This window comes from Rosistilla ulvae, from assembly GCF_007741475.1.
In the GTDB taxonomy this organism is placed as follows: domain Bacteria; phylum Planctomycetota; class Planctomycetia; order Pirellulales; family Pirellulaceae; genus Rosistilla; species Rosistilla ulvae.
The window spans coordinates 2,157,926-2,172,237 of sequence record NZ_CP036261.1; the positions used below are offsets into that span (position 1 = coordinate 2,157,926).

10 protein-coding genes are annotated in these 14,312 nt (G+C 58.5%); 6 read left to right on the plus strand and 4 right to left on the minus strand.

Features of this window, described 5'->3' with window-relative positions; genetic code table 11:
• Nucleotides 1-116: 116 nt before the first annotated feature.
• Entirely contained in the window at nucleotides 117-2,897 is a 2,781-nt protein-coding gene (locus EC9_RS07835) for a hypothetical protein (RefSeq protein WP_145343828.1), read from the plus strand.
• Nucleotides 2,898-2,944: 47 nt separating this feature from the next.
• On the opposite strand, the gene EC9_RS07840 is transcribed toward EC9_RS07835, so the two are convergent.
• Nucleotides 2,945-4,501: a mercuric reductase gene (locus EC9_RS07840; RefSeq protein WP_246106011.1), complete on the minus strand. Its 1,557-nt coding sequence runs from the start codon at nucleotides 4,499-4,501 to the stop codon at nucleotides 2,945-2,947.
• A 62-nt stretch (nucleotides 4,502-4,563) separates the two neighbouring features.
• A complete protein-coding gene (locus EC9_RS07845) occupies nucleotides 4,564-5,337 on the minus strand; it encodes a TVP38/TMEM64 family protein (protein WP_145343830.1) in 774 nt (257 codons plus the stop codon).
• Nucleotides 5,338-5,777: 440 nt separating this feature from the next.
• Here EC9_RS07845 and EC9_RS07850 point away from each other — a divergent pair, with 440 nt between their 5' ends.
• Together EC9_RS07850 and EC9_RS07855 are read left to right on the plus strand one after the other, a co-directional pair.
• The gene (locus EC9_RS07850) at nucleotides 5,778-6,620 is read left to right on the plus strand and encodes a DUF547 domain-containing protein (protein WP_145343832.1); all 843 of its coding nucleotides are present in this window, start codon (nucleotides 5,778-5,780) and stop codon (nucleotides 6,618-6,620) included.
• Nucleotides 6,621-6,835: 215 nt separating this feature from the next.
• The gene (locus tag EC9_RS07855; RefSeq protein ID WP_246106012.1) at nucleotides 6,836-7,558 is read left to right on the plus strand and encodes a protein N-lysine methyltransferase family protein; all 723 of its coding nucleotides are present in this window, start codon (nucleotides 6,836-6,838) and stop codon (nucleotides 7,556-7,558) included.
• A gap of 865 nt (nucleotides 7,559-8,423) precedes the next feature.
• Here the strand turns inward: EC9_RS07855 and EC9_RS07860 are convergent.
• Nucleotides 8,424-9,599 (minus strand): aminotransferase class V-fold PLP-dependent enzyme, encoded by a 1,176-nt coding sequence (locus tag EC9_RS07860; protein ID WP_145343834.1) that lies wholly within the window; start codon nucleotides 9,597-9,599, stop codon nucleotides 8,424-8,426.
• A gap of 323 nt (nucleotides 9,600-9,922) precedes the next feature.
• On the opposite strand from EC9_RS07860, the gene EC9_RS07865 reads away from it, so the two are divergent.
• The gene (locus tag EC9_RS07865) at nucleotides 9,923-11,026 is read left to right on the plus strand and encodes a cis-3-hydroxy-L-proline dehydratase (RefSeq protein ID WP_145343836.1); all 1,104 of its coding nucleotides are present in this window, start codon (nucleotides 9,923-9,925) and stop codon (nucleotides 11,024-11,026) included.
• A gap of 407 nt (nucleotides 11,027-11,433) precedes the next feature.
• Nucleotides 11,434-12,297: an Lpg1974 family pore-forming outer membrane protein gene (locus EC9_RS07870; RefSeq protein ID WP_145343838.1), complete on the plus strand. Its 864-nt coding sequence runs from the start codon at nucleotides 11,434-11,436 to the stop codon at nucleotides 12,295-12,297.
• A 100-nt stretch (nucleotides 12,298-12,397) separates the two neighbouring features.
• On the opposite strand, the gene EC9_RS07875 is transcribed toward EC9_RS07870, so the two are convergent.
• Nucleotides 12,398-13,804 carry a hypothetical protein gene (locus EC9_RS07875; RefSeq protein ID WP_145343840.1) on the minus strand — a complete coding sequence of 469 codons (1,407 nt, stop codon included), beginning with the start codon at nucleotides 13,802-13,804 and terminating at the stop codon, nucleotides 12,398-12,400.
• Between the two features lie 218 nt (nucleotides 13,805-14,022).
• Here EC9_RS07875 and EC9_RS26425 point away from each other — a divergent pair, with 218 nt between their 5' ends.
• Nucleotides 14,023-14,271, plus strand: a complete 249-nt coding sequence (locus tag EC9_RS26425) for a hypothetical protein (protein ID WP_218934667.1) — start codon at nucleotides 14,023-14,025, stop codon at nucleotides 14,269-14,271.
• The last annotated feature ends 41 nt before the right edge of the window (nucleotides 14,272-14,312 follow it).

Sequence of the window (14,312 nt, forward strand, 5' to 3'; positions counted from 1 at the left end):
GAAAAGATTGAAAAGCTAAGTCTATCCTACGGGTGCGTAAAAGATGAGAGTAAAATACATTGCACCCGACTTATTTACTTTATCGAGGCCGCCGTCCCCATGTCAAATTTTCTCAGATGACTAATTCCGTTTTTTCCAAAACGCACGCGCCACGCGATGCCTTTGTACTGTTGCCCTGCCACAGCCTCGAAGACTTCCCAACCCAATTGACAGGCGATGACGCTAATGGATTGCTGGTTGGATGGTCCGTTTTATGGCATCCAGCCATCATTGCGCTGACCGGTAAAATGCCCGCTTGGCATCGCGCCGACACGCCGCCGGAGGACCTCTCGGGGGCGATCGTGATCGTCCCAAGTGCGTCTGAATCGGATTTGCCGACAGGAACGAAAGATCGGGCTGGCGCGGCCAAAGACTGCTTATTGCTGTCCGTCGCCGGGCACAGTCGCAGCGAAATCGCCGATCGCTTGCTGGACCAGCCGCTGCCGCAAACCGATCGCGTCGCCGATTTCTACGCTTTGGCATACGCCTATTTGCAGGTCCAGTTGATGACCCGGCAGCTGCGTTACAGCAGCAATCTCGACGACGCCTATTTTGCCTTGCAACTGACCACCGCGGCTTTGGCTTGGCAAGCCGGCGACGATGACGCAACCAAAGATGCGCTACACAATTGCTTCGACTTGATCGCCCAAGAACGCGATCACTCCTTCTCCGCCGATCCCTATCTGATCGATTTGACGCTGTTGGCCGAAACAACTTTGGGAACAGGGTTGGCCGCTAGTTTGGAGGGCGGACGTCCCACCAATTTGCTTGCGAATGTCAACCTTTTGAACCGACTGAGCAGCGAAAATCCGGCGCTCTTCGAGGATCTGAAGTCGCGGTTGAGCGAGGGGAAGATCGGGTTGGCCGGCGGGACGATCGACGACCATTTTTCGCTCGACCTGCTGACCTGTACCTCGGCGATCGAGTATCTGAGCGAATCGAGGCAACGGTATGTCGACCTGTTGGGGCAGCCGCCACACGCGTTTGGCCGATTCGCCGGCGGTTTGCCCGGCGACCTGCCGGTGCTGCTCAGCCAACTGGGATACGAAGGAGCGATTTTTGCCGACTTTGCTGGCGGAACTGATTGTGGACAAGACGAAGCCAAATTGATGTGGCAGTCGGGGGATGCTGAAATCCAGGCGATCTGTTCGACCCCCTTGGATGCCTCCGATCCGCATGTCTTCCTGGGGCTCGGGCCCCGTTTGGGCGAAGCTGTCGACGCGGGGCAGATCTCGACGGCGCTATTGGTCCATTGGCCCGGCGAGGAGTGTTTTGCCTACGATGATCTGCGACGCGCTAGCACGTGGGGACTGGCGTTGGGCAAGTTCCAAACGCTGGGCGAGTACTTTGCCGAAAGCGAGCGGCCGTATCATTCGTTTCAGCCCTCCGCCGGGAGCAGCGGCGGCGAATGGCTAGCGAAGTTGATCGACGAGAAGATTCACGATCCGCTGTCGTCGTTGGCTCGAATCACACGCGATCAGATCGCGCGGGAGACGACGATGACGCTGCAAGCGTTGGCTGTTGCGGTCGCTGGCAAACCGCTGGCCGGCGCCGGAAACGATTCGTCCGATTCTTCAGCTGCGCTTGGCGACGATGCCGCGGTAGCCAGCCGCCTGTTTTGCGAGACCTTGGGAATCAAACTGGCCGCCGACGACGAACAGGGATCTGCCACCGTGGTGGTCAATCCGCACTCCTCCGCGGTTCGCCGACATGTACCTGTCGACGGGTTGCCGCCCGCCGCCGGCGGTCCGATCTACGCGGGGCACGCGACCCCCAGCGGTTCGGTCGCCGTGGTCGATGTGCCCAGTTGTGGATTTGCCGTCGCGACGCCGGGGGATCGCGAGCCGCGTCAAAAATGGTTCCGCGGTCCTAAGCCGTTGGCCGATGCGGAGGGATTGCGGAACGATTTTTTCGATGTAACGCTGCATCCACAATCGGGCGGCATCCTGTCGGTTCATACGCCCCAGATGCGAAGCAATCGATTTTCGATGCAGTTGGTTCACGCCCAGCCTGAGAACGCGGGGGAGAATTGTTCGTCGATGAAGCTTCGCAAAAGCCGAGTGCTTCGCGCCGATACGACTTGCGGTGAAGTTTGCAACGACGTCGAGATCCTTTCGTCCAGCGGCGATCCGATTGCCAACGCTTCGATCACCTACCGCTTGCAGCTTGGTTCGCGCCAGTTGCATGTCGATATCGACGTCGAACCGCTGCAAGATCTCCAACCCCAGGCTTGGCAATCCTACATCGGCGCGCGAATCGCCTGGGCGATGGAAGCGTCGACGCCCAAGTTGATCGTTCGCGATCAAATCCAACCGGGCGTTGGACGGCATCTGCTGGCTCCGCAGGGTGTTTGGATCGACGAGGCGGGACAATCGACGCTCGTCTTGGCCGACGGCATGCCCGCTCATCGTCGCGTTGGCAAGCACATGTTGGACACGTTGTTGGTGGTTGCCGGAGAGTCGCAACGAAAGTTTTCGTTGTCATACGGTTTCGATATCAAGAATCCCGTTGCGGCATCGCGTCAATCGCTCGCTCCGCCGACGCAGCACCGATGCCAGAGTCCCGGTTCGCTGAACACCGGTTGGTTGTTCCATATCGATTCGCCGACAGTGATCATCAGCGATTGGAAAACGACACTCGAGGGAGACCGACGGTTCGTGTCGATTCGCCTTGTCGAAACGATGGGGAGATCGTCGAACTGTTCGCTGAGCTGTTTTACCGATATCGCGGCGGCGAGTCTTGTCGACTTCTTGGGCAACAAGATTCGCGACCTGAAGCCTGCCAGCGATTCGGTCAACCTAAAACTGACGGGACACCAAATCCTCACCGTCCGCGTCGAATTGGCTGCGAACGCTTAGCTTCCCATGTCGCACCGCCGGGCTGGCGGTGCGATTTGCGAGGGAGTTCAGTTGCCGACGTTCATCCGTCGCAGTAGGTCCAATATTTTTTTGCTAAACGCGGTCAGCCGCGTTCGGCTGTATTGGTCTCCCAGCTTGCGAATCGCTTCGGCTTGGGTGGGATAGGGATGAATCGTGCTGCCGATCTTGCTCAATCCCAGTCCCGCGGTCATCGCTAGAGTGATCTCGGAGATCATGTCTCCCGCGTTTTCCGCAACGATCGTGGCGCCGATGATTTTGTCGGTCCCTCGCCGCGTGTGTACCTTCACAAATCCATCTTGCTGTCCTTCCAAGATCGCACGGTCGACGTCGCTGAAGTGTTGGGTGTAGGTGTCGATTTCGATACCTTCATTTTTCGCGTCGTGTTCGTACAGCCCGACGTGAGCGACTTCGGGGGAGGTGTAGGTCGCCCAGGGAATCGTCAGACCACTGGCCCGTTTTTTGCCAAACGGTCCGACGGCAAACAACGCGTTTTGGATCACGATCCGGGCCTGGAAATCGGCGGCATGCGTGAATTTGTATTGCGAGCAGATATCGCCGGCAGCAAAGATCCGTGGATTGCTGGTTTGCAAGAAATCGTCGACATCGACGCCCGATCGATCGTATTTCACATCGACAGCTTCTAAGTTCAAACTGTCGGTGTTGGGGGCCCGTCCAACGGCGACCAGCAATTGATCGACCACGACCTCCCGCGGCGTTCCTTCCTGAACCATCTGGACGCAGATCGCTCCGCCCTCGGCGGGACTCACCTTCAAATCTTTTGCACCGAAGAGCATTTGGATGCCATCTTTTTCGAAGTGCTTTTGCACGACCTTCGCCGCGTCGGGATCTTCGCGCGGCAGCAGCTTTTCACTCCGTTCAAACAGAAAAACTTCGCTTCCGAATCGAGCAAAGGTCTGCGCCATCTCGCTGCCGATCGGTCCGCTGCCGATGACTCCGAAGCGCTTCGGTAGTTCGGTCGACGAGAACAGGTTTTCATTCGTCAGGTAGGAGACGCTGTCGAGTCCAGGGATCGGCGGGGCTGCGGCGCGAGCGCCCGATGCAATCACCGCTTTCTTGTATTTCAATTCGACGACCGATCCATCCGACGCGGTCACCCCCAACGTGCTGTCATCGATGAACGCGCCTTTGCCGAAATAGACATCGATTCCCATTTCGGAGAATCGTTGCGCCGAATCGTTGGGGCTGATCTCGGCCCGCAGTCGCCGCATTCGCTGCATCGCTTTGCCAAAGTCGACCGCGGACCCCTCGGGGACGTTCACGCCAAAGGGTTCCGCATCGCGGACGGCCGCAGCGACCCGCGCCGCGCGGATTACCCCTTTGGAGGGAACACATCCGACGTTCAAACAATCGCCCCCCATCAACTCACGTTCGACCAAAGCGACCCGTGCGCCCAGCCCGGCCGCTCCCGCTGCCGTCACCAGCCCGGCGGTCCCCGCTCCGATCACGACCAATTGATACGGCTTGGTCGGCGTCGGGTTGGTCCAATGCTGCGGATGGACGTTGGATTCGAGGTCTTGATTGTATTGGTCGCTGGGCTGCAATTGGATCAGTGGGGTGTTCATCGTTGTATGGCTTTCGGAGTTGTCGTGGGTGGTTGCGGTTCGGGACGGGCCTGCGATCGAATTCATTGGGAGTGGTTGTCGAGCACTGGTTCCGTTTTGTCGCGGTGCAAGAACTTCATCGCGTAGCGAACGATCAACGGAAACAGGCCCAACAGGACAAATGCACTCACGATCTGGGACAATTGTCGCGGCGTGAAGACAGCACCGATCCCTTTTTCGGCCAGTGTTTGGAGGTTGGGGACGCTGGAGCCGGCGTAGACATAGACGATGGTCCCCGCCAACATTCCCAGTTGGCTGACCCACCAAAAAGTTCGAGTACGAATCGGGGTTAGCCCCATCACCGCATTGATCACAAAAAAGGGAACCGCTGGGATTAATCGCAGCGTAAACAGAAAGAAGGGGCCCTCCTTTTCGAGCGATTGGTTGAAGTTCTCCAGTCGGCTGCCAAAGCGTTGTTGGATCGAATCGCGAAACAAAAATCGACTCAACAGAAACGCCACTGTCGCGCCGGCGGTCGATGCAAAGCTGACCAAGACGAGCCCGCGGGCCAGTCCGAAATACCATCCATAGACTAGCGTCAGGACAGCCGCACCGGGCAGCGACAATCCGGCCACGGCAACGTAGACCGCAAACGCGGCGCCATAAACAAGGACGGGATGGTCGGCTTGAAACGCTCGCAATTCGGACTCTTGCTTGGCAAGGTTTTCCAGGCTCAACAGATCGCCGAATTGTGTGTAGGCAACAACAATGATCGCCGCAACCACCACCAGAAGTCCGATCTTCTTCGCCATTCCCGACGTCGAAGGGACTTCGGAGGGTGGAGTTTCGCTCGACATGGTTTGTCCTTTGCTTTCGAGATTGGGCTGTGTGGTTAAAGCTTCCACGCCATGCATGTGGGCATACCGTTGTGACGCGTCTATGTCGACTTCCTTACAAAGTTTCCCTGAATCGGCAGCCTCCAAAATTCGGCGTTGCGGAATGGCTCGTCTCGAACGCTCCGTCGCGAGTCGATCATCTCGGTCGGAACGCCAAGGGCAAATCGATGTTCTAATTTTAGGCTATCGGGCATGCGATAGCGTCCGGTTTGTAAAGGAACCGTGAGCTACCGCATCGAGACCGATCTACCGAAACGCACACAAGGATTTGTCTCGTTGCGGATCACCTGCCCAAGAATTAACGAGCGAAATTTTGTAAGGTTGTGGTGCGGGCTGCGTCTTGGTTTGTAGTCAATGAACCGACCAATGGAACTCGTTCACCGCACTCACAGGAAATTCAGATGCTCAACAAATACGCGAAATCCGCAGTCGTTGCTTTCCTTTTCATTGTTGCTAGCGACCCTGTCGCATCGGCTGGATCGCCCGTCTACGTCGGCACTCGCGTTGCTGCGAACCAACAGGTTTCAATCGACCAAATCGACCATTCGACATGGGACACGATCCTGCGGAAGTACGTCGACGCCAATGGAATGGTGAACTATCAGGGGCTAAAAGCTTCCGCTGCGGATCGACAAGCTTTGTCCCGTTATTTGAATCGGTTGTCCTCTGCAAATCCAAACGCTCCGGCAACGCCCGGTTCGACGTTGGCATTTTGGATCAACGCTTATAACGCCGTCACCGTGCAAGGGATCTTGCGCGAGTACCCAACGTCCAGCATCCGCAATCACACCGCCAAGCTATGGGGATACAACATTTGGAAAGACCTTCAACTATATGTTGGTGGCAAGCCCTATTCATTGGACCAGATGGAGCACGAGGTGCTGCGCAAGAAAGGTGAGCCGCGAATCCACTTTGCAATCGTCTGTGCGTCGATCGGTTGTCCGCGGTTGTTGAACGAAGCCTACGTTGCCGAGCGAATCCAAGACCAATTGGATGCAAACGCCAAGGACTTTTTCTCGCGGTCGCAAAACTTCCGTTACGATGCGCCTGCTCGCAAGTTCCAACTGTCGTCGATTCTCGACTGGTTCGGAGAAGACTTTGGTGGGGACCAAGCGACACAGTTGAAAAAAATCGCCCCTTGGCTCCCCAGTCCCGCCGCGCAACAGGCGGCCCGGCAGAACGCCGTTCGGGTCAGCTACCTCGACTACAATTGGAACCTCAACGCCCAGAGCGCAGGTCGCTGAACGCGTCGCTCGATTGGGAGCATAGCTTCGATCGCCCTCGCAATCTGACCGGCTCGATTTCCCAGGGTAGACATCGCTTGAATCAGGGGGACAATACGTTGCAGGTGTCGATTGTGGGATCACATCCCGACGCGGTGAAAGGTTTTATGTTCGGATTGGATTATGTCTATCTGAGCGACAAATAGATTTCGGAACGGTCCGCTCGGAGAACTCGCTTGACGCCATCGGTTTTGAATCGCCCTGCCAACCAAGTCGATGGCGACAACGCGGCTTGGATTCGCAAGCTCGAAGCCCGCGCGTCGGCTCGTTACGCCTGGCACTACGAACCGGTCATGGCGGCGGGCAAGCGACGTCTGTTTGCGTCGGCAACCTGTCCCGACGATCTCCTTGTTGCTGCGACGAAGCGACAGGAAGCGGGGGAACAGGGAGTCGAAGAACCGTTTTGGGCAACGGTTTGGCAAGCGGCGGTGGGACTCGATTGGTTCATCGAAACGCTCGATCTGCCCGGCTGCCAGGTGCTTGAACTGGGAGCCGGAACGGGCCGCGCTGGTCTGGCGGCGGCGCTCCGTGGTGCGGAGGTGACGATCACCGACGGCATGACCGACCCGCTGTTGTTGGCTCAGCTGTCGACTTGGGATCTGCCCAATTGCCACGTCCGCCGCTTGCGATGGGGCGAAGAGCAATTGGACCGCAAGTTTTCAATGATCCTCGGTTCCGACGTGACCTACAACCGCAAGTTCTGGACGGAATTGGAAGTTGCGATGCGGCAACATCTGGAGCCCGGCGGAGTGATCCTGTTCTCGGATCCCTGCCGTTTGATCGCCAATGAGTTTCGCGACTGGATCGGGCCGCGCGGCTGGTCGTACAGCGAGAGTCACGTGCCACACTGCCAAGACGCCCACCGCAGCATCCGCATCATGCAACTGCGCCTAGCCTAATAACGCACCTACCGTGACGCGTTGGAGTCAAGGCTTCAGCCGACCATCACGCACAGGGCGCTACCCGAGTCGTTTAACCGCGTGCCCATCGGGCCGCGCGTTTCGAGAGTTCGATACGGACGCGCGGGGCGTTGCCACCGCGGTTAAACGATTGTGTCGGCGTGCGAATTCGTTTAACCGCGTGCCCATCGGGCCGCGCGTTTTTGGAGCGAGACTCGGACGCGCGGGGCGTTGCCGCCGCGGTTAAACGATTGGGGCGGCGTGCGAACTCGTTTAACCGCGTGCCCATCGGGCCGCGCGTTTCGGGAGTTCGTTACGGACGCGCGGGGCGTTGCCGCCGCGGTTAAACGATTGTGTCGGCGTGCGAACTCGTTTAACCGCGTGCCCATCGGGCCGCGCGTTTTGAGAGTTCGATACGGACGCGCGGGGCGTTGCCGCCGCGGGTAAACGATTGGGGCGGCGTGCGAACTCGTTTAACCGCGTGCCCATCGGGCCGCGCGTTTCGGGAGTTCGATACGGACGCGCGGGGCGTTGCCGCCGCGGTTAAACGATTGTGTCGGCGTGCGAACTCGTTTAACCGCGTGCCCATCGGGCCGCGCGTTTCGAGAGTTCGTTACGGACGCGCGGGGCGTTGCCACCGCGGTTAAACGATTGGGGCGGCGTGCGAACTCGTTTAACCGCGTGCCCATCGGGCCGCGCGTTTCGGGAGTTCGATACGGACGCGCGGGGCGTTGCCGCCGCGGTTAAACGATTGTGTCGGCGTGCGAACTCGTTTAACCGCGTGCCCATCGGGCCGCGCGTTTCGAGAGTTCGTTACGGACGCGCGGGGCGTTGCCACCGCGGTTAAACGATTGGGATCGTACTTTCATGGCAGCAGCTTCGGCAGCAGATCGGCTAGGCGATCGATCTGATCGACGTCGTTGTAGGCTTGCAACGAAACTCGCATCAGCCGCGTGTCGGGTTTCGGGCCGGGGTAGATCGGGAATTCGAAGCCGTGTTGATCGCGGAGGATCTGTTGCAGCGGAGCGTCCGAGGCCGGCAACGGCAGCGCGACCAGACTGCCGAGCATCGAATCGGGAGCCGGCGGGGCGATCTCCAGCGCCTCACACAATCGATCGCGCGACTGCAATGCCAAGCGGTGGTTCGACTGCATCAGTTCCGCCAGTCCGCCGGGATACAGCGAGTCGAGGAACTCGATCGCGGCTGGGACCGCCAGCAAGGGCGAGGGATCAAACGTGCCGGTCCAATCGAATTCGCTGAGGAAGCGCGAGCGGCCATCGATAGCACGGTTGGCAGCATGGCTGATCACCGTCGGCCGCACCTGTGCCTGCAGTTCTGGCTTGACCCACAAAAATCCGGAGGTCTTTGGCGCGCAGAGCCATTTGTGGTGATTGGCGGTGTAATAGTCGACGCCGAGTCGCGGCAGATCGATCGCGAGCATTCCCGGTGCGTGAGCGCCGTCGACATGCACACGCACGCCGCGTCGGCGGGCGACGTCGGCGATCGCTTCGATCGGGAAGACCAAGCCGGTCGGACTTGTAACGTGGTCGATCAAAAGCAACCGTGTGGCGTCGTCGATCGCCCGCTCGATCGCGTCGACGACTTCGTCGGGACTTGCGATCGGAAACGGGATCTCAGCCACTCGCACCTCCGCGCCGCAGCGCTCGGCGGCGTAGCGAACGGCGTTGCTGCACGCGTTGTAACCGTGATCGGTCACGACGACGTTGTCGCCCGGTTTCAGGGGGAACGATTGCACGACCGCGTTGACGCCGTCGGTGGCATTGCGGACCCAGGCGATGTCGCGTGCGTCGGCATTCACACGCTGTGCGATTACTTCGCGAACACGATCCAACTTGGGCAGCAGCTCGCGTTCGGGAGCCAGGAATTCGATCGGATCGCTTTCCATCGCATCGCGGAATCGGCGTTGGGCATCCAAGACCACGGTCGGTGTTGCTCCAAAAGAACCGTGGTTGAGGAAGTCGATCGCCGGATTCAGCCGCCAATGCTCGCGGCGATGTTGCCCGGTCGAGCTATCGTTCATGGTGTTCCTTTTTGAATCGGTCCGAATCCAAGATGGTCGCCTTTCGCTCCGCGAAAGTGCGGATGGAAAGTTAAGATCGGTGCACGCACTTTCGCGGAGCGAAAGGCGACCATACTAGCACGAAGCGCAAGCGAGTGATTGCACCCGGAACACTCGCTTGTGCTTCGTGCTGGTATGCCTCGGTACCATCATTTGTCACACAAGCACGACCCAAAATTTCGTTGAAGGTTCGGACGTGGAGTTCTGCATCGGGTATCGTGATGGCCTGTAAGGATCGCCTGAAAACTGGCTTTTGGTACCGATAACGGAAAGGAACACTGCCGATGAAAATCACCCGGATCTCCGCCCACCGCGTCGAACTTCCGTTGATCGAAGGGGCTTATCATTGGTCGGGTGGCAAATCGGTCAACGTTTTCGACAGCACGATCGTCGCTGTCGAGACGGCTGAGGGATTGGTCGGGTACGGTGAGGTCTGTCCGCTGGGACCGTTCTATTTGCCGGCGTATGCCGAAGGGGTGCGGGCCGGATTGCGTGAATTGGGACCGCATTTGATCAGACTCGACCCGCGCGAACTGGGCGTCCTGAATCAACGCATGGATGCAGCTTTAAAAGGGCATCCGTACGTGAAGTCAGGAATCGACATCGCCTGTTGGGATCTGTTGGGGAAGGCCAGTGGGCTGCCGGTCTGTATGTTGATGGGAGGCAGGTTTGGGGAGAGCGTGCGACTGTATCGCGCGATCTCGCAGATTGCTCCCGACGCGATGGCCGAAAACGTCGCCAGCTATCGCGACCAGGGTTACACGCGTTTTCAATTGAAGGTTGGCGGCGACCCGGACACCGATATCCAGCGGATCCGCGCGGCGCGGGATGTCTTGCGTCCGTCGGATCGTTTGGTCGCCGACGCCAACACTGGATGGACGCAGCACGAAGCGCAACGCGTCGTCCGCGCGGTCGCTGATCTGGACGTCTACATCGAACAGCCATGCTTGACTTACGAAGAGTGTCTGGCGGTACGACGCAACACAACGCATCCGTTTATCCTGGACGAAAACATCGACGGGCTGGAGATGTTGTTCCGCGCCAAAGCCGACTTGGCGATGGACGTCGTCAACTTGAAGATCAGCAAACTTGGCGGACTGACGAAAGCCCGGCAGGCCCGCGACGTCTGCGCTTCGATGGGGATCGCGATGACGATCGAAGACAGCTGGGGGGGCGACATCACGACCGCCGCGATCGCCCATCTGGCGCATAGCACTCCCGAAACACTGCGTTTCACCAGCACCGACTTCAACAGCTACGTCACCGTTTGCAACGCCGACGGGGCACCGAAACGGGAGCACGGATTCATGAAAGCGAGCGATGCTCCCGGCTTGGGGATCACTCCCCATTTTGATGTCATCGGTCCTGTGGTTCTCGAGGTTCTGTAAGTCGAGCGGCCTTCATGTGATCAGTGCTACGTATTCCATAAGGATGGATTTTCAATTATCGCATCCACCAAGTCAGGTGCCTGACCGGATCCACTGGATGCAGTCGGCACACCTACCCAGAGTTCCTTTGAACGCCAGCACCATCGCGTACCGACTTACAAAACGCTGCCAGACTGCAACAGGACACCTCCAACGAGGATTCAAAGGTGCGTGAAGGGATGGTGGTGTCATGTCCACACATTGTGATGGATTCTAGAGAATTCACGCCGACTTTTCCGAAGATTCCACCACGTCCCACTCGGTCGGAATGCCACGACTTGCGTCTGCGGCGCGTCGATGAAATCTTGCGAGGCGAACCGGGAGGGTGCGCCGTAGGGCGGATGAGCGAAATGACAAAGGAATCGAAGTTGAAAAAATTATTGCAACATGTTGGCGTGGCTGTTGGGCTGGTCTGTGGCGTTACGGCGTCGGCGGAACAGGCGGTTGTGACAAGTCTGTATGAAGAGGCGATGATCGCGGATCAAGAGCCGGTTCAATTGGTCGGATACGAATCGGTTGGCGCCATCGGCAGCCAGTTGCAGAAGTTCCGACCGCGAGGTGTCTTTTCCGTCGGGGCGGAACTGCCTTTGCTGTCGACCTATGCCAATCATGGCTTAAACGCATCGTCCAGTACTTGGAGCGACGGCTACGATACAGAAGCTGCACTGCGAGTCACCGCTGCGTATAAAACGACGGGCATCATGGGGTTCCGGTTTCGCTTCTTCGATTTTGATGCGACGAACAACAGCACGCCGCCGAGCAGTTTTGGCGTGCAAACCTACGATCTCGAAGCGACCACCGACCTCAAGCTGGGTGAGTGGAAGATTCAGGGATTTGGCGGCCTCCGCTGGGGTTCGATCGATTTTTCGAAGTCCCGCTACGGACTTGAATACAATGATTTCGATGGCTTCGGATTCACGCTGGGTGCCGATGTGCGACGGCATGTTGCCCACGGATTCTCGTTGGTCGCTGGCTTCCGCCAAAGCATGCTCTACGGTGAAACCGTAAACAGCAATGGCAACCGACTCGACAACGTCGTTGTCCCCGTCACCGAGCTACGCCTTGGTGCCGAATACGCACACGTCTTTGCCGGTGGCAACAAACTGATCGCGGGTGTCGGCTACGAACATCAGCAATTCAGCAGCCTCAGCGGTTTGGCTGGATCGATCGATCCCGAAGATGTCGATCTCGCCTTGGCCGGCCCCGTCTTCTCGCTGACTTGGCAACGTTAAACGTCCGCATCTCCCCAGCGGATCGTTTGACTTTTGCAGCCACACGCTTCCCGCCGATCAGATCGGCGGGAAGCGTGCTGCGGGGTGCGGTTTAAGACGCTTAGACGCGAGACAACATGCTCGCGATTCCGCCACTCAAGATCGGATCCATACCGGCCGCGCAATGGGCGACGCTGACGGCGTAGCCGCCCTGCGGATAGGCGTCGGCGGTGGGGATGTACCACGGACCGCCATCGGAATAGGCGGCGCAGGCGACGAAACGATTGGGCGCCGCTGCCTGAGCCCGCAGTTGATATTCGATAAAGCTCTCCGACGGCAGATGGACCAACGAGACATCGTTGATATGCATGCAGCTGAGCGTGATCGGCACCATCGCCTGGATCCGGCGAATCCACGCGACGGTATATGATGGCCGGTTGCGATGGACAACGCGCTGCGTCTTGTCGTTGATCTGTCGCATCAGGGCCTCTTCATCGAAAGCCGGATTGATCGGCGGCAGGATGTCTTCGGTCTCCCAGCGAATCGATTCGATCGCTTCGGGGACCAACGTCTCTTGAGCGGCGACCATCCCGTCGAGAATCCGCTGGGTTAAGACAGGTCGCATCTCTTTGGAGCCGTTGTTGTATTTCCCCGCTCCGATATTGCCGCCGCACCCGTTGAAGTACATGTGGGTGCAGTCGGGTTCTTGTTTCTGCATCTGCTTCCGCGCCAACCCGCAGAAGTCGGCGCTGACCCGTCCGTCGCCGTAGTAGCTCATCGGATGGCAGGCGTAATAATGACACGCCGCCAGCTTTTTGTCGCCGTTGTAAAACGCGACCGTCTTGAGCATCGGATCGATCAGCCCTTCGGGGTAGGCATGGTGCTGTGGCGATCGCGAACTGCTGCCACGCTGCGAGATCACCTTGCCGTCGAGACCGATCAGTCGGCGATTCCCCGCCACCTTGTCGACCTTTGCTTGGCTGCGAGCGACGTGTGTGACCGGCGTCGTCTGTTTCATCGCTTTGCCAACCGCCTCGCGACCGGCGTCCAAGCACTCGAGGAAGAAGTCGCGCTCGACGATGTGAGGCAGATCGCCTTGTGCCAACACGATCTCTTCTGAGTCCAGACAGGCAAAGGGGGCATTGTGTTGATGCACGCAGTGAACCGCGACGCGATCGATCGTCGTGCCGGCAGCGTCGGCCAACGCTTGCCGCCACTGGATGTGAGCTGAATTCAGCAGCCCCGTCCAGTCGACGACACAGACGACGATCGGCTTGCCTGCACCCAACAACACATACCCAATCGCCTCCAGCGGATCGTCGACCCCGACGACCGGCTTGATCCAGCCGCCGCACAGCGAATGTCCCATCGGCGGCGTGACGTCGAAACGGAAGGTTCCCAGGTGAAGGTTGCCAGCCGATTCCGCGGCTAGTGCGGGGAGCGGGGCGATACCGCTAGCGAGCGTTGCTGCGGCGGTTGCCGAAATGAAACCACGACGGTTGAGTTCTTGAGGAAATAGATTTTTCATAGGAGAGAGATTCAGGCGGGAAAGGAGGCGGGAGAGAATACGGTGTCATTATAAACACGCTCGACAACAAAGTGTGGCAGGCAAGTGTTTCGCCACTGGTGGGGGAATCGTGGCTCGATCTGATTTATCAGCCGGTATGCAAAAGCGACTGCCGATGGGCAACACGCGTCGAGCATCTGCAGCGTTTCCGGCGGGCCGTATGCTCCAGCTTCATTCCTTTGCTTTGTCTTGCCGACAGCCGTGTTTCGCCCGACCAACGTGAACGACTTTGCAGCGGGAACGGAAATCGCTCGATCTTCATCGCGTGCAGCGACTGCAAGATCTTTGAAAGTGCGGTGAAGCTGTTCGCTGGTGCCACGTCAAATGGTTCGAACAACACGTTGGGGCTCGATGTCCAGCCGACAGACATCGCTTCGATTGGTAACGCTGGTAGCGAAACGTTTTCGGTTGAGGAGCAATCGATCTGAACGGCCACGATCTATCGATCGCCACCACATCGGGAACGATC

Excerpts from the sequence above, each read along its gene's own strand:
- EC9_RS07835 (WP_145343828.1), top strand. The coding sequence starts at position 117 with ATGACTAATTCCGTTTTTTCCAAAACGCACGCGCCACGCGATGCCTTT.
- EC9_RS07840 (WP_246106011.1), bottom strand. The coding sequence starts at position 4,501 with ATGAACACCCCACTGATCCAATTGCAGCCCAGCGACCAATACAATCAA.
- EC9_RS07845 (WP_145343830.1), bottom strand. The coding sequence starts at position 5,337 with ATGTCGAGCGAAACTCCACCCTCCGAAGTCCCTTCGACGTCGGGAATG.
- EC9_RS07850 (WP_145343832.1), top strand. The coding sequence starts at position 5,778 with ATGCTCAACAAATACGCGAAATCCGCAGTCGTTGCTTTCCTTTTCATT.
- EC9_RS07860 (WP_145343834.1), bottom strand. The coding sequence starts at position 9,599 with ATGAACGATAGCTCGACCGGGCAACATCGCCGCGAGCATTGGCGGCTG.
- EC9_RS07865 (WP_145343836.1), top strand. The coding sequence starts at position 9,923 with ATGAAAATCACCCGGATCTCCGCCCACCGCGTCGAACTTCCGTTGATC.
- EC9_RS07875 (WP_145343840.1), bottom strand. The coding sequence starts at position 13,804 with ATGAAAAATCTATTTCCTCAAGAACTCAACCGTCGTGGTTTCATTTCG.